The 19,795-nt window shown below is 40.7% G+C and carries 18 protein-coding genes; 5 read left to right on the forward strand and 13 right to left on the reverse strand.

Going from position 1 to position 19,795, the window contains the following annotated elements; genetic code table 11:
- Positions 1-170: 170 nt before the first annotated feature.
- A complete protein-coding gene (locus GTQ43_RS05890; protein ID WP_265271483.1) occupies positions 171-629 on the reverse strand; it encodes a BON domain-containing protein in 459 nt (152 codons plus the stop codon).
- Positions 630-1,090: 461 nt separating this feature from the next.
- On the opposite strand from GTQ43_RS05890, the gene GTQ43_RS05895 reads away from it, so the two are divergent.
- Together GTQ43_RS05895 and GTQ43_RS05900 are read left to right on the forward strand one after the other, a co-directional pair.
- A complete protein-coding gene (locus GTQ43_RS05895) occupies positions 1,091-2,011 on the forward strand; it encodes a ribonuclease D (RefSeq protein ID WP_265271484.1) in 921 nt (306 codons plus the stop codon).
- Between the two features lie 371 nt (positions 2,012-2,382).
- Positions 2,383-3,225 carry a tetratricopeptide repeat protein gene (locus GTQ43_RS05900; protein ID WP_265271486.1) on the forward strand — a complete coding sequence of 281 codons (843 nt, stop codon included), beginning with the start codon at positions 2,383-2,385 and terminating at the stop codon, positions 3,223-3,225.
- Between the two features lie 103 nt (positions 3,226-3,328).
- Here the strand turns inward: GTQ43_RS05900 and GTQ43_RS05905 are convergent, their stop codons facing one another.
- Complete coding sequence (locus GTQ43_RS05905; protein ID WP_265271489.1) at positions 3,329-4,897, reverse strand: sodium:solute symporter family transporter; 1,569 nt, start codon at positions 4,895-4,897, stop codon at positions 3,329-3,331.
- 127 nt (positions 4,898-5,024) lie between these two features.
- A complete protein-coding gene (locus tag GTQ43_RS05910; protein WP_265271491.1) occupies positions 5,025-5,300 on the reverse strand; it encodes a DUF485 domain-containing protein in 276 nt (91 codons plus the stop codon).
- 523 nt (positions 5,301-5,823) lie between these two features.
- On the opposite strand from GTQ43_RS05910, the gene GTQ43_RS05915 reads away from it, so the two are divergent.
- On the forward strand, positions 5,824-6,432 hold the full coding sequence (locus GTQ43_RS05915; RefSeq protein WP_265271493.1) for a site-2 protease family protein: 609 nt from the start codon (positions 5,824-5,826) through the stop codon (positions 6,430-6,432).
- A gap of 74 nt (positions 6,433-6,506) precedes the next feature.
- Positions 6,507-6,755 (forward strand): hypothetical protein, encoded by a 249-nt coding sequence (locus GTQ43_RS05920; RefSeq protein ID WP_265271495.1) that lies wholly within the window; start codon positions 6,507-6,509, stop codon positions 6,753-6,755.
- A gap of 185 nt (positions 6,756-6,940) precedes the next feature.
- Here GTQ43_RS05920 and hetR read toward each other — a convergent pair whose 3' ends face one another.
- The 8 genes from hetR to GTQ43_RS05960 all read right to left on the reverse strand — a co-directional run bounded on the left by hetR (position 6,941) and on the right by GTQ43_RS05960 (position 16,716).
- Entirely contained in the window at positions 6,941-7,840 is a 900-nt protein-coding gene (hetR, locus tag GTQ43_RS05925; protein WP_265271497.1) for a heterocyst differentiation master regulator HetR, read from the reverse strand.
- A gap of 1,791 nt (positions 7,841-9,631) precedes the next feature.
- Complete coding sequence (locus tag GTQ43_RS05930) at positions 9,632-9,769, reverse strand: hypothetical protein (RefSeq protein WP_265271499.1); 138 nt, start codon at positions 9,767-9,769, stop codon at positions 9,632-9,634.
- Entirely contained in the window at positions 9,770-12,112 is a 2,343-nt protein-coding gene (locus GTQ43_RS05935; RefSeq protein ID WP_265271500.1) for an EamA family transporter, read from the reverse strand.
- Between the two features lie 834 nt (positions 12,113-12,946).
- Positions 12,947-14,218 (reverse strand): inorganic phosphate transporter, encoded by a 1,272-nt coding sequence (locus GTQ43_RS05940; protein ID WP_265271501.1) that lies wholly within the window; start codon positions 14,216-14,218, stop codon positions 12,947-12,949.
- A gap of 101 nt (positions 14,219-14,319) precedes the next feature.
- On the reverse strand, positions 14,320-15,366 hold the full coding sequence (locus GTQ43_RS05945) for a zinc-dependent dehydrogenase (RefSeq protein WP_265271504.1): 1,047 nt from the start codon (positions 15,364-15,366) through the stop codon (positions 14,320-14,322).
- 56 nt (positions 15,367-15,422) lie between these two features.
- Positions 15,423-15,650: a hypothetical protein gene (locus GTQ43_RS05950; protein ID WP_265271505.1), complete on the reverse strand. Its 228-nt coding sequence runs from the start codon at positions 15,648-15,650 to the stop codon at positions 15,423-15,425.
- Between the two features lie 240 nt (positions 15,651-15,890).
- Positions 15,891-16,253 (reverse strand): PIN domain-containing protein, encoded by a 363-nt coding sequence (locus GTQ43_RS05955; protein ID WP_265271506.1) that lies wholly within the window; start codon positions 16,251-16,253, stop codon positions 15,891-15,893.
- Positions 16,254-16,272: 19 nt separating this feature from the next.
- Complete coding sequence (locus tag GTQ43_RS05960) at positions 16,273-16,716, reverse strand: helix-turn-helix domain-containing protein (protein ID WP_414859090.1); 444 nt, start codon at positions 16,714-16,716, stop codon at positions 16,273-16,275.
- A gap of 304 nt (positions 16,717-17,020) precedes the next feature.
- Here GTQ43_RS05960 and GTQ43_RS05965 point away from each other — a divergent pair, with 304 nt between their 5' ends.
- Positions 17,021-17,524 carry a GNAT family N-acetyltransferase gene (locus GTQ43_RS05965; protein WP_265271507.1) on the forward strand — a complete coding sequence of 168 codons (504 nt, stop codon included), beginning with the start codon at positions 17,021-17,023 and terminating at the stop codon, positions 17,522-17,524.
- 7 nt (positions 17,525-17,531) lie between these two features.
- Here GTQ43_RS05965 and dacB read toward each other — a convergent pair whose 3' ends face one another.
- Positions 17,532-18,995, reverse strand: a complete 1,464-nt coding sequence (dacB, locus tag GTQ43_RS05970) for a D-alanyl-D-alanine carboxypeptidase/D-alanyl-D-alanine-endopeptidase (RefSeq protein ID WP_265271509.1) — start codon at positions 18,993-18,995, stop codon at positions 17,532-17,534.
- Positions 18,996-19,172: 177 nt separating this feature from the next.
- Entirely contained in the window at positions 19,173-19,649 is a 477-nt protein-coding gene (locus tag GTQ43_RS05975) for a tellurite resistance TerB family protein (protein ID WP_265271511.1), read from the reverse strand.
- Between the last annotated feature and the right edge of the window lie 146 nt (positions 19,650-19,795).

The raw sequence follows: 19,795 nt of genomic DNA on the forward strand, positions 1-19,795 counted from the left end.
ACGCCAGCCTCCATTTCTCCCCCTGCTTGCCTCAACCAAGAAATTCCAAAACCTACGCAGTATTGAGAGTGTTGTCACTTATTTGAACAAATAAAAAACAGGGATTTACATAAATGTAAATCCCTGTTTGGCTTTGATGCCGATATTAACTGAGAACTTCAGTTATTCTTTTATGGCTTTTTTGCAGCTTCAACTTTTGCTTCCACTTTCACCGTCTTTACACCTTGAACTTCTTTAGCCAAAGTTTCAGCTTTCTGGAGTTCTTGTTTAGAAGTTGCTGTGCCTTTGAGGATAATTTCACTCTCTTTGTTTTCAACTTGCAACTTATTGCCTGGTAAGCCTTTATTCAACTTTGCGCTAACTTCAGTTTTTAAGTCACTTTTAACTTTTGTTGCTGCCGTTTTTTCCGAACCGGCTTTAACTTTAGTATCTGTACTAGCTGCTAAAGGAGTTGTTTGTATTCCTGGAACTTTGGCAGTTTCATTTGTCTGCGAAGCTGGTTTTGCTGGTAATTGAGCAGTTTCATTAGTAGGGCTAGGAGTTTCCGAACCAGTTTTAGGAGCCTCTTGGCAGCCAAAAGAACCAACTACCAAAATACCACTAACTAGTAATAGAATTAGCTTTTTCATTATCCATCTCCGAATTGATTACTGGAAGCAATTAATTTGTGTGTCATGGTGAGGAGCAGATGTTAAAAAGCAATTAAATTTGAAGTAGCAAAAGTGCCCAAGTAATTACTCAGGTTACTGTAAACTGAAACTTGGACGATTTCTTAAGGCTAAGATTTTGCAGCCATTTTTGAGAAGCGTCAATTCAATTTTCTTGACGGTTGTTAACCAATATGGTTCCGTATGCGGTCTATAGCTTTCTATGAATTTAATGTAGATGCGCTCTTTGAATGATAAACTATGCCGCCTTACAGTAGTGACTCGATGTTATCAGATTTCAGTCAATTTGGCGATGTTTAAACCTATTCAACTCAAAACTTCAGCATTTTTGCAATCCTGTGACACCAAAATTACCAACAAAATGTTACTTTAGAAGACTATGGCTTACTTAAAATGCCTTAAATATCAGGAAATATTAGCCAATGCCCTACCTTACTTCCGCCCGCGAAATTAGTGCCATTGTTGCTGAATATACCAATGCAAAAACACTGTGGATAGATACAGAAGTCGCTGACTATAAAAGTCGTAATCCTCGACTATCGCTGATTCAGGTGTTAGATAATCCTCAAGATATGAGTGGCGATCGCGTCTATCTTTTAGATGTTCTAGATCAGCCTAACATCATAGCTGAATTTATTGAAAAAATTATGATCAATTCTGCTATTGAAAAAGTTTTTCACAATGCTAGTTACGATCTAAAGCTTCTCGGTAACAAGAAAGCAAAAAATATTACTTGCACTTTGGAAATGGCAAAAAAAATTCCCTACTATCTTTTACCATTACCCAACTATCAACTCAAAACCATAGCTACAGCACTTTGTAAGTTTAACAATATCGACAAACAAGAACAAAAAAGCGATTGGGCAAAACGCCCTTTAACAGAAGAACAGATAGAGTATGCTTATTTAGACTGTATTTATCTTGCTCAAATCCACTCAAATTTGTTAAGTTTACAAGCCCAAGCCAGTCCCGAACCCGTAACCGAAGATTTAATATTACTAAGTACTAGATATTCACAACTTGAGCAACAATGGAAGTTGTTGAATTCCGAATTTGAGCATTTGCAAGAACGTATGAAAAAAGCCATGCAAGCTCAAAATATACCTGAAACTTCTAATCATAAGCTCACTAGCTACGATCGCACTACAGTTAAAGCTACTTTTTTAGAATTAGCAAGGCTAGCACAAACCCAATACATTGATTTAGATTTTCCGATCGTATTAACTCAGAAACTCCAAAAAGATTTAGGTTCAAATCTAGAACAACTGTCTGTAGATATTGAAAAAACTACCTCTTGGCGGCTAACTACTAAAACTCAAGAGAGTGAATCAGAAGATGAGTAAATTGTCTACAAAGCTACAAACTTCCGAATTTATAGAGTTATTATTTAGGATAAATCTTAATATTGAAGTTAAAATATAGTTTTTCAAAAAGTATCTTAAAGAACATCGGTCAGAGGACTTTGCTACTAAGGAATTCATTGTTAATAAGTACAGAGATGATGATAGTCAAGAGCCAAAACGACAACTTTTATACTTGATGATTAATGATTTTTTCTTAATAGATTTATTAAATAAATCTATTTAATATCAAGGTAAAATGGTCATTGACTTTAAACATCTATGAAAAGTTAGAACAACTATTGAGTTAAAGAATTAAAATCCAGATTTTGGTAGTAATTGCACTCAGGTGTTATAGCAGTTTATATTAAATTATGAGACGGCGTTTATTTAGACAAAAGAGAACAAGGGTAAATCAAGTATTTACCATAGTTATTTTTACTACATTGACAGCAATTAGCAGTATTTCTTGTAGTAAGAATGACAATGTTTTGGTGACAGAAATCGGAGTCAGTCCAGCTAGCCGTCGTTCAGCGACAACATCCATTGGTGGGGAATTTTATCTTCAGGGAAAGAATCAGCATGCCAATGGCGATTTACAAGCTGCGATCGCTTCCTATAGTAAGGCAATTAGTCAAAACTCTCAATATAGCGCTGCCTATAACGGGCGGGGACTAGCATACTTTGATTTGGGAGACAAAGAAAAAGCGATCGCAGATTACAATCAAGCCCTCCGCGTCAATCCTAACGACGCTGAAGCTTACAATAACTTAGGGAATGCCCGCGCTTCACTAGAAGGTAATAGAGAAGCGGTGAAAGATTATAGTGAAGCGATTCGCCTTAATCCCAACTACGCCGAAGCCTACAATAACCGAGGAAATGCCCGCGCCGCCAATGGAGACAAAAAAGGGGCAATAGACGATCTCGGTCAAGCGATTCTCCTCAACCCCAAATATGCGATCGCTTATAATAACCGAGGAAATGCTCGTGCTGCCAATGGAGATCCAAAGGGTGCGATCGCAGATTACAATCAAGCCATTCGCCTCAACCCTAATTTTGCCCCTGCCTACAATAACCGAGGAAATGCCCGTGCCACCAATGGAGACAAACAGGGAGCGATTAAGGATTTACAACAAGCTGCAAGTATCTTTCAAAGTCAAGGTAGCAACGACTTATATGAGCAAGTGATGAAAAACATCAAAGAACTTGGACAGTAGGCAGAGGGGGGTAGGGGGTAGGGAGGAGGGGGAGCAGGGGGAGCAGGGGGAGCAGGGGGAGAAGAATTAATAAATAACCAATTCCCAATTCCCAATACCAAAATCACATCCCAGAACCAATGTGAATGCGATCCTCAACTTCCGCAAACTTTTCCTGTGCTTGTTGTTCAGTAGTCAATAATGAAACGACAATTGCCACAATAAACGCTAGGGGAATAGTGACTAATCCCGGATTTTTCAGTGGGAAAGGTGCAGAAGCGTGCTTGAGAATTGTCACCTGAATAGTCGGTGATAAATAAATCAGCAGTAACGAGGAGAAAGTACCGACTAACATACTCGCAACCGCCCCGCTAGTGGTGAAACGTCGCCAAAGCATTGATAGCAGTAACGCTGGGAAGTTGGCACTCGCTGCGATCGCAAATGCTAAACCTACCATATAAGCGACGTTTTGTCCTTTAAATAAGATACCCAAAAATATCGCCAGTAATCCCAAAGCCATTGTCGCACCGCGAGCTACCTTTAGTTGTTCTGACTCGTCAGCATGACCAGATCGCACCACGTTCACCCATAAATCGTGAGACAGTGCGGCGGCTCCTGAGAGTGTCAACCCGGCTACAACTGCCAATATCGTCGCAAAGGAAACAGCAGAAATAAAGCCTAAGAAAGCATCACCACCAAGGAATTCTGCCAACATTGGTGCAGCCATGTTACCACCAGTCCCAATTTGCTTGATGGCATCTTGTCCTACTAGCGCCATCGCTCCAAAGCCCAGGATGAAGGTAAGGAGATAAAAAACGCCAATAATAGCTGTAGCATAAGTAACAGAGAGGCGTGCGGCTTTAGCGTCCGGTACTGTGTAGAAACGCATCAAGATGTGGGGTAATCCGGCAGTGCCGAACATTAACGACATCCCCAAGGATATAGCATCAAAGGGATCGGAAACCTGTTTGCCTGGAGCTAATACACCTGGATACTTGTCTGCGGCAGCAGCGAAAAGAGCGAGTGGGTTAAAACCAAATTGTGCCAATACCAAGATCGCTAGCAAGATAGTTCCGCCCAGCAACAGAACTGCTTTAATAATTTGTACCCAAGTGGTGGCAATCATTCCACCAAAAATCACATAGGCCATCATCACACAACCGACGATGACCACGGCTAATTCATAATCAAAGCCAAACAGTAGTTTAATTAGTTCCCCAGCCCCTACCATCTGGGCAATTAAGTAAAAGCTAATCACTGCCAGCGTTCCAATTGCAGATGCGATGCGGACTGGTTTTTGCTGTAAACGATAAGCCACTACATCAGCAAAAGTATATTTACCTAAGTTACGTAATGGTTCCGCAATCAAAAACATCACAATCGGCCAGCCCACCAGGAAGCCAATAGAATAAATTAAGCCGTCAAAACCGTTGAGTGCCACCAGCCCAGTGATACCTAAAAAGCTAGCTGCACTCATAAAGTCTCCTGCTAGGGCTAGCCCATTTTGGAAACCACTGATATTACCGCCAGCTGTATAGAAGTGGGCAGTATTTTTGGTCAGCTTTGCTGCCCAAAAGGTAATACCTAGAGAACTGACAACAAACAGAAAAAAGAAAGCGATCGCTAACGGGTTAAAATGACCAAGACTGGTAATATCCGCCGCTAGTGGCAGATCCAACCACACACTATTCATGCTTTTTTGGTTTAGTATTTTGGATTTTGGACTAGAAATTGCTAATAGCTATTGGGTATTGGGCATTGGTAAATAAATCAATGTTTTTTCCCTACTCCCTCATCTCGCTCATCCCCATGCACAATTTTCATTTGCGTGTCAGTCTGGCGATTTGGTCGTCGTAACTGCTATTTGCCCAACGCACATAGATAAAAATTAATACCCATGCTGAGACAATTACCAGCGCCCCTAGTAAAATTCCCAGGCTGAGGCCAGGAACTACTAATGACCCCAACAGGGGCTTATTGAATGCGATTAGCAAGATAAAGCCAAAGTAAATAAACATCATGGCTCCACTGAGAATCAGGGATATCCGCCAACGTTCAGCTGCGAGAGCCTGGAGAGCCTTTGTGCGATCGTTCATGTCTTCCTTTAGGTTGAGAAGATTAGGTCAGATTGTCTCATTGAAGTTGATATATGCGTAATTCTCTTAAAGATTATTAGTAAATCTATTGCTATTTCAGGTAATAAAATTAACTTTGCAAAGTGATGTACCAAAATAACAAGACAGTTGCGGCTCTGTTTTGAGGCTGAGATACATAAAACTATAGATGCAGTTAGACACAAATAAAATCGATCTATCTGTAATTTGCGCTCCTCCTGAGTATTTTATTATACTAATTACTATACTTTTTTATTCATCACAAAGCTTTTATATACTAAAAATTAAAATAGATACGTAGTTATCACCAGGTTTTAAAATCCTTACAGTGTTATGAAATAACTTTTTTCAGCTATTAAATCAACTGAGATTAATAAAAGTAGTAAATTTTGATTTCTAAAATATACCAAAAATTACCGTAGTACTTTAAGTAATGTCTATATTAAAATTTATACCAAATAAGTTACGCCCACACAGATAGAGCATCACCAAAATATACTAAATTATGTTTATCCAAACACTTATCACAGAGCCGATTTATTTTTTCAGAATCGTTGTAATTGTGATATTTTCCATAACTTTGCATGAACTTGCTCACGGCTGGGCTGCTATGAGTCAGGGAGATAACACTCCACAACAAACTGGTCATTTGACACTTAATCCTGTAGTTCACATGGGCAAAGAATCCCTGATATTTCTCTGTCTCATGGGTATAGCTTGGGGACAAATGCCCGTTAACCCATCTAAATTTCGCTCTGGAAAGCTAGGAAATATTTTGGTATCAGCAGCAGGCCCATTGTCGAATCTGGCTTTAGGTACTCTATTTATTTTAGTGCTTAAACTTCTCTCTAATCTGAGTCTTTTAGGACTCTTTAGTGTCGAATTTCTTTACCTAGCGGCTCGGATTAATTTAGCATTATTTCTGTTTAATCTGCTGCCAATTCCACCACTTGATGGCTTTCATATCTTCAGTGAGATTTTTCCTCAGTTAAAGCCACTGCAATATACTCAATTCGGACTCTTTGGCATGATGCTTCTATTTATAATTCCTGGTTTTGGAAGAGGAATTAGTAGCATTGCTGATTTATTGATCCGATCGGGATTGAGTATGTAAGTAGCAGCTTTTGAGGCAATGTAAAGGATAGCTGAAATGAAAATAAAAAATTAGTTGCTGTTACTAGCATTACCTTGAGTATTGCTGCTGTAATTCTGACATCTGGAGAGTCAAGGGCGAGTACAGTAGTTGTAGCTCGATATGCTAATAATCATTTAGTCAAACATTCCCACGAAATAAGCCAAAAATTAACGATCGTGCAATCAGTAGTATTTCAATCTGCACTAGGAAATTTGGGAACTGGAAAAGATAATTTTCTACCCTGTTGGAATCAAGAGCGATCGCCGTTTATATCTACTTTCAAGACAGTCATTATAGGATAATTTATTATTGGAAGTCACTGCAATATTTTAAATACAAAAGTCACAAGCAATTTTGTGACTTTTGTATTATTAATACTACTAACGTGTTACAGTATAAATAGATCAACCATGTTCCTACTTTTAAGTCAAGAACAAAATTGGTGAAAAGCTTATAAGGTAAGCTCTTTGAGTTTTGCGTACCTTTACTAATCTTCTTTTTCACCAAAAGCCGTCTGTAAAACCACTGCAATACCACCGTCTTGATGATATTTATCTGCCCAAGCACGGATAACTTCATCCAATTCTTCCATAGCTTGCTCCATTTTTTCTGGAAGGATATCAAGTTCTTCCAGTAAGCGCATAGCATTCCGTCGCCGTTCTGCCCAATTTTTCATCATGCGGAAATACCTAGCTGTATCTTCTACCATGATGTATGTACGTTCTTGATCGTCTGCTGGGGCATAAAAAGGACGAGTAAGTGCGTAGAAGGGCATTCCCCAAGGAGAATCTATGCGTGTTACCGTGCCTGAATAGAGTAGACGGCGCTTGATATGCTCACCCAAGGCTTCACTCAAAGGCATTTGGTGTTCGGGTGGCAAGTCTTCTTGCGATCGCTTGTGTAAAAACTCAATCAAATCCAGAAACTCAAAAGAGCTAACTAACTGGGCATCTGGTAGATTACTGGGAAGTTTTTGCTCAATTTGCCTTTTTTCTTCACTTGTCAGATTGCTACCAGGAACACGCGAGCGCCCCGGTTGCCAAGGATACTTTTCTAGCCAGACGTAAGGCAATTGAATCAAATAGCGAGGTTCTTGAGAACCCAACATTTTTAACAGTTTGCCTTCTGTTAGCGCCTGTCTGACTTCTTCTACAATAATTTTTACGCGTTTTGGTTCCAGGTGGTGCAAATGCCCTGTCATTCGCAGGTTTTGTCCCTGCTCTAGATAGGTCATATAAATTGCACACTTTGCTGCTGTTGCGGCTGCGTCTAAAAATGCCCCATGCCTGTGCCCACTCGTCCGCATGGCACTAAAAGCCAGATAAAGCATGATCTGATCCATCGCACTGGGGTCAAGACGTTTGATCAGATCTATGTCGTTACTCATATTACAGACAATTGAATAGCACGTTTACAGAGTTTTTAATGGAGTGAGAATTAGATAGTGTACACCTGGCTGAAGGCGATTTTTCACTTCAGACTATATTAGTATGCGATAACGATGAAGTCCGTGGTAGCCCAAACTACCATTTTCGCATATTTTCTGGAATACAAGCAGATTCGGTGGTTGTGACTATAACTGTCTCTGCATCTGACCGGAAAATTACAGATATCACCAAATCCAGCTTGACGGCGGTTTACTTCCTAAAAGTCAACTGTGTTGTAAGTAATCTACAAAGCTTTTAACTTCTCTAGGTTTTCTCATCTTTCAAAAGCAACAACGTCAAGCTGCTTATATACACCTAATTATGGCACTATGCCGACTAGGAGTAAAAAATAGTTTGCGCGGTTCATCTGGGATATCTGTTACTCGAAAAAGATGATATTCTTCAGCTTTGGCAAATTATTTTTAGCACACAGTGGTTGGAGATCGTTGTTAGTAATCTCAAAATAAACCGCTTACCAGGTATAGTAACGTCCAGAGGTTGAGTCACACGGCTCATTGTGAACTATTATCTTGTTCACAACCTCCAGTGATGTCTTGAAAATATAAGCCGTTGGCTTGAGGGAAGATAGTAGACATCAAGTAGAGCAATTAATTCCAATTTCAAATACCTATTGTTCTTTCAAATATCGCTTCTCATCATATCATTGTTTTTTGATTGTGGAATAAAAATATGCATTTTAATGTTTGTGAATAATGCATACTTAAGTATTCTATATTCCTCTTAAATCAAGGTTTGATGATATTTTGATTGTGACTATTAAAGCCCAGTCTGATTTATCATTTTGTGTTGATAATCTGACACAGAAACCCGCGATTGATTCGGGCGGAATCGTGTAGGCACAGGGCTTTGTTAATCATGCTAACAACCGAAAGATTAGTTACTAGCCATAGATATAATAAAACATCTTGGATACCATCTGATGACTATTTAGAGATGTCTTCTCAATGAATTTATATTTCTTTCATGAAAGAATTTTGAAATTTCATGATTTAACTAATTCATTGGCTACTTTCATGGATGTTTTTTGCCTCGCTGTTTTATATACTTGAGAGACTTGAATGGCATAGATAGTTTGTTGCTGGAAAAGGATGAGAATCCCGCAGCAAGGTACTATATAAGCTTCTTTCTCTAGGCATCTGGACGATCGCAGACTAAGTTGACTAATACACAAAGGCATTAATCAAGATACCATCTCAGCAACCTCAAGAGCATAGAAATCAGGTATTTTGAATTTCGCGTTACTCGCAGGGGTTTTCGTAGAATAAAAACACTGGCTTTTTCATAGACGATCGCTCCATATATTCATGTGCTTTAAAAAACGGGTCACTCTAAACCCTTGTGCTACTTATCTCCTAGTTCCAAAATATGCTGCAATGGTCTTAACTCCTTGCAAATCTTCTCTTTGAGCAAGTACTCGTACTCAATTGCTTGAGTCAGTACTACTCGTACTGCTTATATATACGTGTTTTCCCTACCTGTATCAGGCTAAATCCCTAAAAATATATTACAAGTCAAGTTATTCTGCTCGCTGCTCGCTCATCTATGAAGTCCGATCTCTACTTAGCCCGCTTTTGTGACTCTAAGATGCGATAAATCGCCGTCAGGACAAAGGACTAATTATTGTAAAGACGGCGATTTATCGCGTCTCTTGCCTTAACCAAACAGTATTGCCCTTCCCCCGCCTCTTCGTTGAGTCCTAAACTATTCGTGAAAACTTAAATCCCCGACTTTTAAAAGTCGGGGATCTTGTTTGTCACAGATGGTTTAAAAAAGTTACAAGTAGTGGGTGTATGAGCGTCAGGATGAATGCTGAGAGCGATCGCAGGTAAACCAGCACCAACCACACCTAAACTGATTGAACTCGCCATTTAATTTGTAGGGTTGGAGGGTTTAACCTGATTTCGCATTGTTTCTAGACTAAAAGCAGCTGCGCCAAAGGTTACTAACAACACTCCCAAAATTTGCACAATATCTAAATTTTCTTGAATGATTAACCCAGCTAAAATCACGGTTAAAACTGGGATGCTACCACCAATAATTGCCGATCGCGAAGCACCTAGTTTACTGATACCGACATTGTTTAGCAGATAGCCGGCAAGAGTCAGCACACCTAAGATAAATGCGCTTAAAACCAGTTCTAGCATCTTAGATTGGTCAAAAATTATCAAGTTCCAATTGCTTGGTAAAGGTAGCATCAAGCAGATAAAGCTCAACAACAGCATGGTAGCGAAGTTAATTAAGGTAAAAGTCACAGGATGCAGTTTGCTAGCACATACCCGTGTCAGAATGATGTAGGCAGCAAAAGCTACGCCCGAAAGAATGGCGGTGCTGCTTCCCATTGAACTATTACCCATGCTGGTGCTAGGAGAACCCCCTAAAACTAACAATTCACCGCAGCAAATAGCGGCGATCGCAGCGAAGCGGAATGTGGTGGGGCGATCGCGAAACAGAAACCACGAAAATAGTCCCGTAATCATTGGATAGATAAAGAACAGTGCGATCGCCATTCCGGTGGTGACTTGAGCGATCGCAATGTATATTAGCACCTGAGACAAAAACAAAAAGCACCCACTCACAACCGACAACAGTAAAATCCGCTTGGTAGCGTTATTAGCAGCTGTGGGATTTCCTCGAACTGAAGCGGCTAAGTTTTCTAAGTCTTGCCATAGTGTTGGATGCAACATAGGCGAGAGGAGTACCATCAGTGGTACTACGACCATAAACCGGAGCGTCAAAATTAACAGGGTATTGCCCAAAGTCGGTGGTAGCAAGCGTTCTACATCTAATACTCCAAAAATCTGCGAACCTTCATGAAAAATTACCTTGATGGCTATGTTGTAAAGCGACGATACCACTGCCGATAAGACAATCAACAAGAAGCCGATTTGGAGTTGCGATAAGCCAGAGGAATTAGGCGATCGCGATTCTGGAGGTTTTGCTGGCGGCTGCGGCTCTAGCGCAGTCGAAGGTGGAGATTTGGCTTTACTCTGCGACATCCTGCGGATAACAGAAGATGGTTCAGCAGCGTTTCTCCTTCGTAAAGGTTGAGGTTGTATCGCTTCCGGCTGTGGCACAGATGCGATCGGAGGCTCTAATGTTATTTCGCTTTCTGACAAATCCTTATTGAGGACAGAAATGGGTTCAGCAGCGTTTTCCTGCGATGGCGGAACTATAGGAGCAGTAGGCTCTGATGTCGTTTCTCTTTCCGACAAGTCTTTGATAGGGACAGAAATCGGGTTCGCGGCATTTTCTCTAACAACGGGAGACTCTGATGTTGTTTCTCTTTCCGACAAGTCATTGCTAGGGACAGAAATCTGGTTCGCAGCGCTTTCTCTAACAATGGGAGGCTCTGATGTAATTTCTCTTTCCAACAAGTCTTTGATGGAGACAGAAATTGTGTTCGCGGTGTTTTCTCTAACAACGGGAGGCTCTAATGTGGTTTCTCTTTCTTCTAAAAATTGATTCGGGATCGCGGAAATTGGCTCAGAGGAATTTCTTACTACTTCGCTAAAGGTTGGCGGGGATGTCTCAAAAGAATTGTTTTTTTCTGGTTCAGTAAACTGTAAAACAGTAGGTGTACCTGCTGTTGTTGGTTTGCGTGAAGTTTCTTCTATAGTTTTTTCTAGTTCTCCATGCAAGCGATTAACAAACTCCGTCAAAATCGTTTCCCCTTGTTGCTGCTGGCTATACATCCGTGACAACTGTTGGGAAAGATTACTTTGATAGTTTTTTAGCTCCTGTTGCAGTGAGTTAAAAGTCACAGTAACGGTGTCATCCAGGCTGTCAAACATGTGTTCGACTTTTTCATTAATTTCACCTACTACATTGCTGCTCACTTCAGCGGACTTCAGCGCAGCTTGTTCGTAAGACTTACCCTCTATGTTTTGGTTAGCTAAATTTGCCAGAGAGGATTGCAATTGTGAAGATATATGTTTTGCCAGAACTTCTGCCAGTTGACGAATTAAGACTTGCTGCTCAGTGATTTGGCGCACTTGTTGTAAATGCTCTTTTTCTTCTACCAAGCTTTGAATCTCATCAGATAACCGATTTTTTTCTGACTGAAGACGTTTTACATCTTCTTGCAAAGCTCTGAGGACATTTTGCTGAAGATTTTCTAAGTCTTCAACTACAGCCCAAAGAGCATTTTCTGCTGCTCTAGATAGCTCGCCTCTGACTCTCGGGTTTTCTGGTTGCTTCTCGAATCGCCCCATTAGCTTCTAACCTCTAACACCTTGACGATAAAGCTGCTTCCCGTACGCTTTATTGGCGCTCATACTAATTTCCTGTATTTTGTCAGATAAATTAAAAATTTTAACAGTACTTCCGCATTTCAACGCAATTCTGTCATACTGAACACAACTTGGCAAAGCATCAAATTTACCCTACAGCTTAATGAGTGGTGTTTTTCCAGCATTGAAAACTATATTGGTCATTCGATTTCAGACTTTCCTGCAAAACGCTACGCAAACGACTTCTCTACGAAACGCTAAGGCTCTGTTGAGCGGTTTGGGATTGTCCGTATGGCTGTAAGTACCTTGAAGTGACACCTTTTTTGTTTTTGATCGGTTTAATTTACATCAATTACTTGCCAATGAGATTTTTACTTTTAAATAAATCTCACTCCAAATAACCAAATAAATATTTATTGTTTTGTAGGATTTACGTACAGGTTACAAGAAAACGAACCACAGAGGACGCAGAGAACACGGAGTAATAAGAGTTTGAGAGTTTTTTGGTGTAAGTCCTATTTTGTTGCCAATAGTAGTTGTCAAAGACTTGTAGATGTGTATGTGTAGGTGGAAAATTGTCTGACTTGCAAAATTAGCTCTAAATTCCTGTGGAATGTAACTTGTGTGACAGTTTATATCTCTCGATGGAGATTAAAGTATCGTTCTGTGGAAACTCAAAGTCACGCTATCCCCTGCACAACATTCTAATGAATGAGCAGCAATTCTGCAAAAGTACGCTTTTTTGGCGTTGTTGCAGTCTAGGTTTTGCTTTGAGCAGATGCAGTAGAGAAAAAGTTAGGAAAATATTAATAATTCTTAGTGGAATAAAAATCGGGCGATGCTAAAGATGGCAGCGCTAAGTATAGCACTCACAGGGATTGTAATTAGCCATGCGGCGGCAATGCCTTTTAGTGTTTGGAACTTAATCGACTTGATATTTTGCACTAATCCAATACCAACTACACCGCCGACGAGAGCGTGGGAAGTGGAGACTGGTAAACCTAGTCGGGAGGCCATAAGAATAGTGGTAGCAGTAGCAAGTTCGGCACAAAATCCACTACTAGGCTGCAAAGCAATAATGTTTTCGCCAATAGTGGCGATGACTTTTTTGCCCCAAACAGCTAAACCACCAACAATACCAGCACCACCAAGGATTAAAATCCAAAGGGGGATCGTAATACCATCTATAGGTACGCTACCAGTGCGATTGATGTAGACGATCGCAGCTAAAGGAGCGATCGCATTTCCGACATCGTTAGAACCATGAGCAAAGGCTACAAAGCAAGCACTTAGCAGTTGGAATCGTCCGAATAAGCGCTCAACTGGATTGGGTATGGGGGATTGGATAGACTCTTCTGTTTTCCCCAAATCTCCCAATTGTCGCCAACTAATGATTGTGAGTCCAACTGCTGCTACTGCACCAGTTAACAGAGGGATATCGTAAGCAGGGATCGTAAAACCAACTTGCTCAATTACAAAATTGGTTAGGGGTTCTGTCAGCGATGGTAATACAATTACGCCGAATACACCTAGCAGCGCAGTACTCAACCAGGGAATCCATTCTTGTAACTGGACTAATTGATTGGGTTGATCTAAAATCCAGTGCTTGATTAGACTGTAAAATAAAGCGGCGATCGCACCACTAATTAATGGCGTTAAAACCCAGCCAATGCTGATTAAGCCAATTGATGGCCAATCAATTGCACCTACTCCCAAAGCTACCCAACTAAATCCAGCGATCGCACCAACTACCGCATGAGAAGATGAAACAGGTAAACCGCGTGATGTAGCAATTTGCAACCACACACCACAAGAAATTAGTACCGTTACCATCCCAATAACGAATATTTGGGGTGTAGCTGCGAATAAGGCGGGATTGGCAATTTTCGTTGCGAGAGTTTCCGTTACCTCATGTCCAAACAACACAGCACCCGTAAACTCTAATACTCCAGCAATTATTAGTGCCTGTTTGAGGGTGACAGCCTTAGAACCTACAGAGGTTCCCATCGCATTAGCGACATCGTTTGCTCCGAGATTCCAAGCGACGTAGAAAGCTAATAAGGCTACTGCAACTAAGGTAATAAGCATTTTGTTTGGGCTAATGGAGAGATGAGGGAGTAGGGGGAGATGAGGGAGAAAAGCACGAAGTAAATTTTTAGCATTACTTCCTCATCCCCCTCATCTTCCTTTTACGGATAAATTAAGATTTTATAAGTATCCGGTGTGGGTGCGATCGCTTGCTCAACAGCTGCTGATAAATCTTTTAATGGATAGCGATCGCTAATCAAGGCTTGCACATCAATTCGCTGATTAAATACAATCTCAGATGAGAGATTCTGAAGCCGATAAGATGAGCTATAACTACCGATCAAGTCAATTTCTCGACGGTAGAGGATATTCGGATTAATTGGAATTTCCACCTCATCAGGGAATTCGGCAAAAAACAAGATTTTCCCCCCTTTGCGGGTACTATCGAGTGCTTGAAAGAAGGCTTTCTCACTAGGAACAGCTAGCAGGGTGACATCAACACCTAGTCCACCAGTAAGGGCATGGATTTTTGCGGTTAAATCGGCATCACGCGCATCAAAAGCCGCTTCTGCACCGACACTCAAAGCTTTTTCAATTCTAGAGGGTAGTAAATCGGTAGCGATCGCTTTTGCTCCAAAATACTTCACTAACATGATAAACATTAATCCAATTGGCCCAGCACCAGTAACTAATACAGTTTGTCCTGGGGCAATCTGCGCTTTTTTCACCGCTTTCAAGCAGCAGTTAGTCGGTTCGACAAAACTCGCTTCTTCAAAACTAATATTATCGGGGATCGGAATCAGCCCGCCATTTTGCACAATATGTCCGGGTACTTTGACATAATCGGCAAAACCGCCGCCACTGGCGTTAAAACCTGCGGTTGTGGAAATGTTTTTGTAGACATCGCACATAGAAAAATTGTCACTTAGGCAGTAGGCGCAACGCATACAAGGGATGTGGTGCATCACCGCTACCCGTTGTCCAACTTGCCAACCTTTGACATTATTGCCTAACGCTGCGATCGTGCCGGCAGTTTCATGTCCAAAAATGCGCGGCGGTTCGTATAGTGGATAACGAATTTTCTTAATATCTGACTGACACAACCCCACAACCCGCACCTGTACCAGCACTTCATCTGGTTCCACGGTTGGAACTGGGATATCTTCGTAAGATAATTGATTAACGCCTCTAAATACCTGTGCTTTCACGTTGGTTTTTCCCGCTCAACGATACTAGATGTAACATTAGTGGGAACTTTAAGCTATCAGGTTTGAGATTTTTGTATTTTAGCTTGTTCTAGTTCTGTTTCTAAACTTTGTTCAAATATTTGGAATGCCTTAATGTCCTCTGATAAAAGACTTCCCTGAATTTTCCCATTCTCAACTCGCAGAATTTCCCCTCGGTTGTTTTTGGCCGTAATTGTTAAAATTCCCCGATTCTGCCAGAGTCGATAGCGCTCTCCCTCAAAATATAAGCCCCCTTCTAGTGCCACCTTGCCTAATTTATCCAAGGCTTTTTTAGCAGTTTGGAAAACACTCTGGCTATATTCATGCCATAAAACCTTACTAGCGAATATTGGTACTTCTTTGTTGAGCAGATCAAGTAACTCGACAAAAGTTAATGGTGGCTTTTTTAAATCTGAAGACCATCGCTGTATTATTTTAAGTATGGAATCTGGATCAAGATCGTAAAGGTGAGTAAGAAAGGTATCCGGGTGTTGCGCTTCTATTTCTCACCGAGCCAGATCCTTGGCTTGAAAATGCTTCATATTTGAGGTAACAATTATATCAGCTTTAGCTGTGACAGCAGCAGCCAGAACATGGCGATCGCCAGGGTGATTTGTCATAATTTCAGCTAATCCATCTGGCACTTCCACCATTGCTTCTGGAAAGGCTGCTGTAATTGTCCTCTCCAACTTCATTGCTTTCTCAACTGACATCTTGCCTGTAATTACAAGGTTGCGAGTTGCACCATCAAGAATTTCCTGCGACCAATAGGGTAAATAACAACCAGCCGTAGCACAACGAAGTAGAATGTCACGCAGATACATGGGGAACATAACACAGGAGTCTAAGAGAACAAGCTGTTCAGCCATTTTGTTGGTTGAATTACTCCTATTCGTAGAATCCTGCTTCTTGGCTCATCTGAGTTAACTCAGTTAAGAGTTGATCGCGCTTCACATCCCTCTGCTGTTTGTAATTCATTAAATCATCAAAACGAACCCGTCGATGTGAACCCACCTTAATATAAGGAATTTCACCTTGTTCTAATAACTTGATTAGGTAGGGGCGTGATACATTAAGAAATTCAGCGGCTTGTTGGGTAGTCAATTCCTGTTGTTGAGGAATTATAGATATAGCCTTACCTGATGCCATTGCGTGGACAACTTGAAGTAGTACTTGATAAATCGGTTCAGGAATGGTAATTTTTTCTCCGTTAGCCCCTACCAGTTTTGCCTGGGAACCTTGAACGCTCAGTATGCGCTCCAGTTCGATAGATTGAGCTTCTAATTGTGGAGATATTACAGATTCTGAAAGCACGCTATGCTTAGACATCATGGTTACTTCCTCCTGTGTTGTAGGACGTTACGCCGTCACTTCTATTCACTATCTTATAGTAATACTACATAAACGAAACATCCGAAATAGAATATCTTATTTGATGCCAAACTATCTAGAGAAAGATGTCGAAAACTCAGATAAGTTAAGCGATTGTCGTATTTCTCGGTGGAGGAATGGGAGGAACTGCGGCTACTATCCAAGCGCCGCTACCACTTCTTATAAAAGACAAGGATGTGTTACGGAAGCCGTAACGCTGTATTATTTTTGAATATTTTCTCAAAATTTTTTCGAGACGGTAGCAATGACTATTCGCCATGCGACTGAAACTGACTTACCTGCAATTGTGGCAATTTATAATGCTGCAATTCCTAGCCGCATGGCAACTGCTGATTTAGAGCCAATATCTGTAGAAAGTCGCCTTATTTGGTTCAAGGCGCGATCGCCTTCACAACGCCCAATTTGGGTAATCGAAGTAGAGGGGGTAATTGCTGGATGGCTTAGTTTCCAATCCTTTTATGGGCGGGCTGCCTATAATACGACTGCCGAAATTAGTATTTACATTGCGCCCCACTTTCATCGGTGTGGTTTGGGAAGACAACTATTAGCACAAGCAATTAGTGAAAGTCCCAGTTTGGGTTTAAATACCCTACTATGCTTCATTTTTGCCCACAATCAACCCAGTTTAAAACTTTTTAAAACATTTGGTTTTCAACATTGGGGACATTTACCTAAAGTTGCTGAAATTGATCGTGTTGAACGTGATTTAGTGATTATGGGACTCCGAATTAATAAAGCTGTTGTTTAACATAAAATTAACAACTGTGCAACTGGGTTAATAACACAACAATTTCATCAATTGCTTGCCGAACAACTGTTGCAGGTTGATCCGATTGATTCACAATAATACTAAAAACCAAAGGCTCATATTTAGGCGAATTCACATATCCAGATAGAGAAACTACACCCGTTAACGTACCTGTCTTTGCTTGGACAATCCCCTCAGCAGATGTGTTTTGAAAACGGCCTTTTAAGGTTCCGCTTTTACCAGCCACAGGTAAAGATGCGCGATACACATATCCTGTTGGTGTTCTTGCCATTCCTCGCAAAATTTGTCCAAAAGCTTCTGGTGTCACTAAATTACGACGTGATAAACCTGAACCATCCACTAAAATATAATTTGCTGGATCAACTCCCAATTTAGTTAAACTTGCTTTGACAACTTCTAAACCTACATCAGGGCTAGTCTGAGTTTTTAATCTAGGTTTTTCTCCAGCTAATGCTCTCAATAGTGCCTCAGCATAAAGATTATTACTATTCTGGAGAGTTTCCATTAATAATTCAGATAAAGGTGGCGACTCGACAAAAGCAATTTCCTCTTGATGAACACCACCAGTTACTACTAATGTTTGTCCCAAAGGAATTTTTTCTGTTACCAAAGCAGCCCGAAAGTGCCGCAAAAAGTAATAATTAGGGTCAATTACAGGTAAATCTATTAAAGAGGGTTCAGAACTTGCTGTTAGTTGTCCTTGAATTCGTAATGCTGTTCCCGATAATTCGCGGGTAACATTGACGTAGGTTGGTTGATTTTGGGCAACTGTTACTGACTGATTAATTGTCCGCCACTGTTTCGCCTCGCCAGGATCAATCCACATCACTTGTAAGGATTTACCTACAGCTTGCGGTACAAGTTTTAAGCTAAAAATATTTTGATTGAGAATAAAGCTGCTGACTGGTGCGCCATATTCTGACTGCACATCTTCCCATTGCCAGGTAGGGTTAACAATATCCCCTTGAATATAACTATCATCAGCTATCAACCTTGGAATTTGAGTTATACCTTTCTGTTTTAGTTGCTGTGCTAATGTTTGCAATTGAGCATCAGTTAAGCTGGGATCTCCCCTACCAACAACACGTAAAACGCCATTACCATTTTGATAAATAGAGGTGCGAATCCGAAAATTAGCACCCAATTGCTGCAATGCAGCTGCTGTTGTCAGTAACTTGAGGTTAGACGCAGGAATAAAATATTTCTGAGCATCCCGACTATAAAGAGTTGATCCCGTTGACAGGGGTTGTACCAAAACTCCCCAGCGTACCCGACTAAATAAAGGACGATTGATTACAGCATCTATAGCTGTTCCCAATTCGGTAGGGCAAATTGATTTTGTGGTAGTTGTTGGTGCAACTGGGGTTTGTGCTTTAGCTGCTGATTGGGTAACACTAATTTGAGTACCCAGAAACAGCAGCATCAAGCCAAGAGAAATTTTTCTATTCATCACATAGTTAGTAAAACTACTTGCAATACGGTTCGGTTAAGGTTATTTGATGAAAATAATAGATCCTAAAGACGGCGATTTATCGCGTCTCTTGGCTTAACCAAACAGTATTGAAACTACTTGATGATAATACCTTTGTGTGGCATCTTTTTAACGTCGGTTCAGCGAGAAGAAATCTTATTCTTCCTCTTCTTCTTCCTCTTCATCATCTTCCTCTTCGCCGAACACTCCGTCTATAAGTTCTTGCGCGCGCTCGTCTGATATCTTCAAAGCTTCTTGAAGCTCAGAGATATAATCTTGTTCGCTTTCGGGTACTTCTTCGTCAATCCCTACTACTAAGATAGCTGCGATGTATGCAGCTTCCCGATAACCTTTATTGGGTAAGGATTCGATGGACTGGGCGATTAAATCTTCTGGTTCTTCTTCTTCAATCAAGTTAACGACTTTTTCGGTCAATTCTTCAAAGTCTTCGTCAGAATAGTCTTCAAATAAGCCAACCCGACTGAGAAATTCACTTAAAGCATATTCTTCTGTTGAAGAAATGCCTTCACCATCAGCAGCTGCGGAAAACAGTCCAATAATTGCGATCGCAATTTCTGGTTCTAGAGCAACTGAACTAACACTACGGCCTTTGGGCAATCTGCGTTTAGACATAATTATCCTTTAAAAGTTACGTGATATTTCAGGAAGTACAATGCTTCCTAAAAGTTAGGATTCCCAAAAGAATGCAGAAAAATACATTAGTATAAATATTTCTTCATAAAAAATACGCAGAGAGATAACCCTCTGCGTAAAAAAAC

This window comes from Nostoc sp. KVJ3 (genome assembly GCF_026127265.1).
Classification (GTDB): Bacteria; Cyanobacteriota; Cyanobacteriia; order Cyanobacteriales; family Nostocaceae; genus Nostoc.

Bases quoted from the DNA above. Each gene is read 5' to 3' on its own strand.
- GTQ43_RS05890 (WP_265271483.1), bottom strand. From the start codon at position 629: ATGAAAAAGCTAATTCTATTACTAGTTAGTGGTATTTTGGTAGTTGGT.
- GTQ43_RS05895 (WP_265271484.1), top strand. From the start codon at position 1,091: ATGCCCTACCTTACTTCCGCCCGCGAAATTAGTGCCATTGTTGCTGAA.
- GTQ43_RS05900 (WP_265271486.1), top strand. From the start codon at position 2,383: ATGAGACGGCGTTTATTTAGACAAAAGAGAACAAGGGTAAATCAAGTA.
- GTQ43_RS05905 (WP_265271489.1), bottom strand. From the start codon at position 4,897: ATGAATAGTGTGTGGTTGGATCTGCCACTAGCGGCGGATATTACCAGT.
- GTQ43_RS05910 (WP_265271491.1), bottom strand. From the start codon at position 5,300: ATGAACGATCGCACAAAGGCTCTCCAGGCTCTCGCAGCTGAACGTTGG.
- GTQ43_RS05915 (WP_265271493.1), top strand. From the start codon at position 5,824: ATGTTTATCCAAACACTTATCACAGAGCCGATTTATTTTTTCAGAATC.
- hetR (WP_265271497.1), bottom strand. From the start codon at position 7,840: ATGAGTAACGACATAGATCTGATCAAACGTCTTGACCCCAGTGCGATG.
- GTQ43_RS05930 (WP_265271499.1), bottom strand. From the start codon at position 9,769: ATGGCGAGTTCAATCAGTTTAGGTGTGGTTGGTGCTGGTTTACCTGCG.
- GTQ43_RS05935 (WP_265271500.1), bottom strand. From the start codon at position 12,112: ATGGGGCGATTCGAGAAGCAACCAGAAAACCCGAGAGTCAGAGGCGAG.
- GTQ43_RS05940 (WP_265271501.1), bottom strand. From the start codon at position 14,218: ATGCTTATTACCTTAGTTGCAGTAGCCTTATTAGCTTTCTACGTCGCT.
- GTQ43_RS05955 (WP_265271506.1), bottom strand. From the start codon at position 16,253: ATGGCTGAACAGCTTGTTCTCTTAGACTCCTGTGTTATGTTCCCCATG.
- GTQ43_RS05960 (WP_414859090.1), bottom strand. From the start codon at position 16,716: ATGATGTCTAAGCATAGCGTGCTTTCAGAATCTGTAATATCTCCACAA.
- GTQ43_RS05965 (WP_265271507.1), top strand. From the start codon at position 17,021: ATGACTATTCGCCATGCGACTGAAACTGACTTACCTGCAATTGTGGCA.
- dacB (WP_265271509.1), bottom strand. From the start codon at position 18,995: ATGAATAGAAAAATTTCTCTTGGCTTGATGCTGCTGTTTCTGGGTACT.
- GTQ43_RS05975 (WP_265271511.1), bottom strand. From the start codon at position 19,649: ATGTCTAAACGCAGATTGCCCAAAGGCCGTAGTGTTAGTTCAGTTGCT.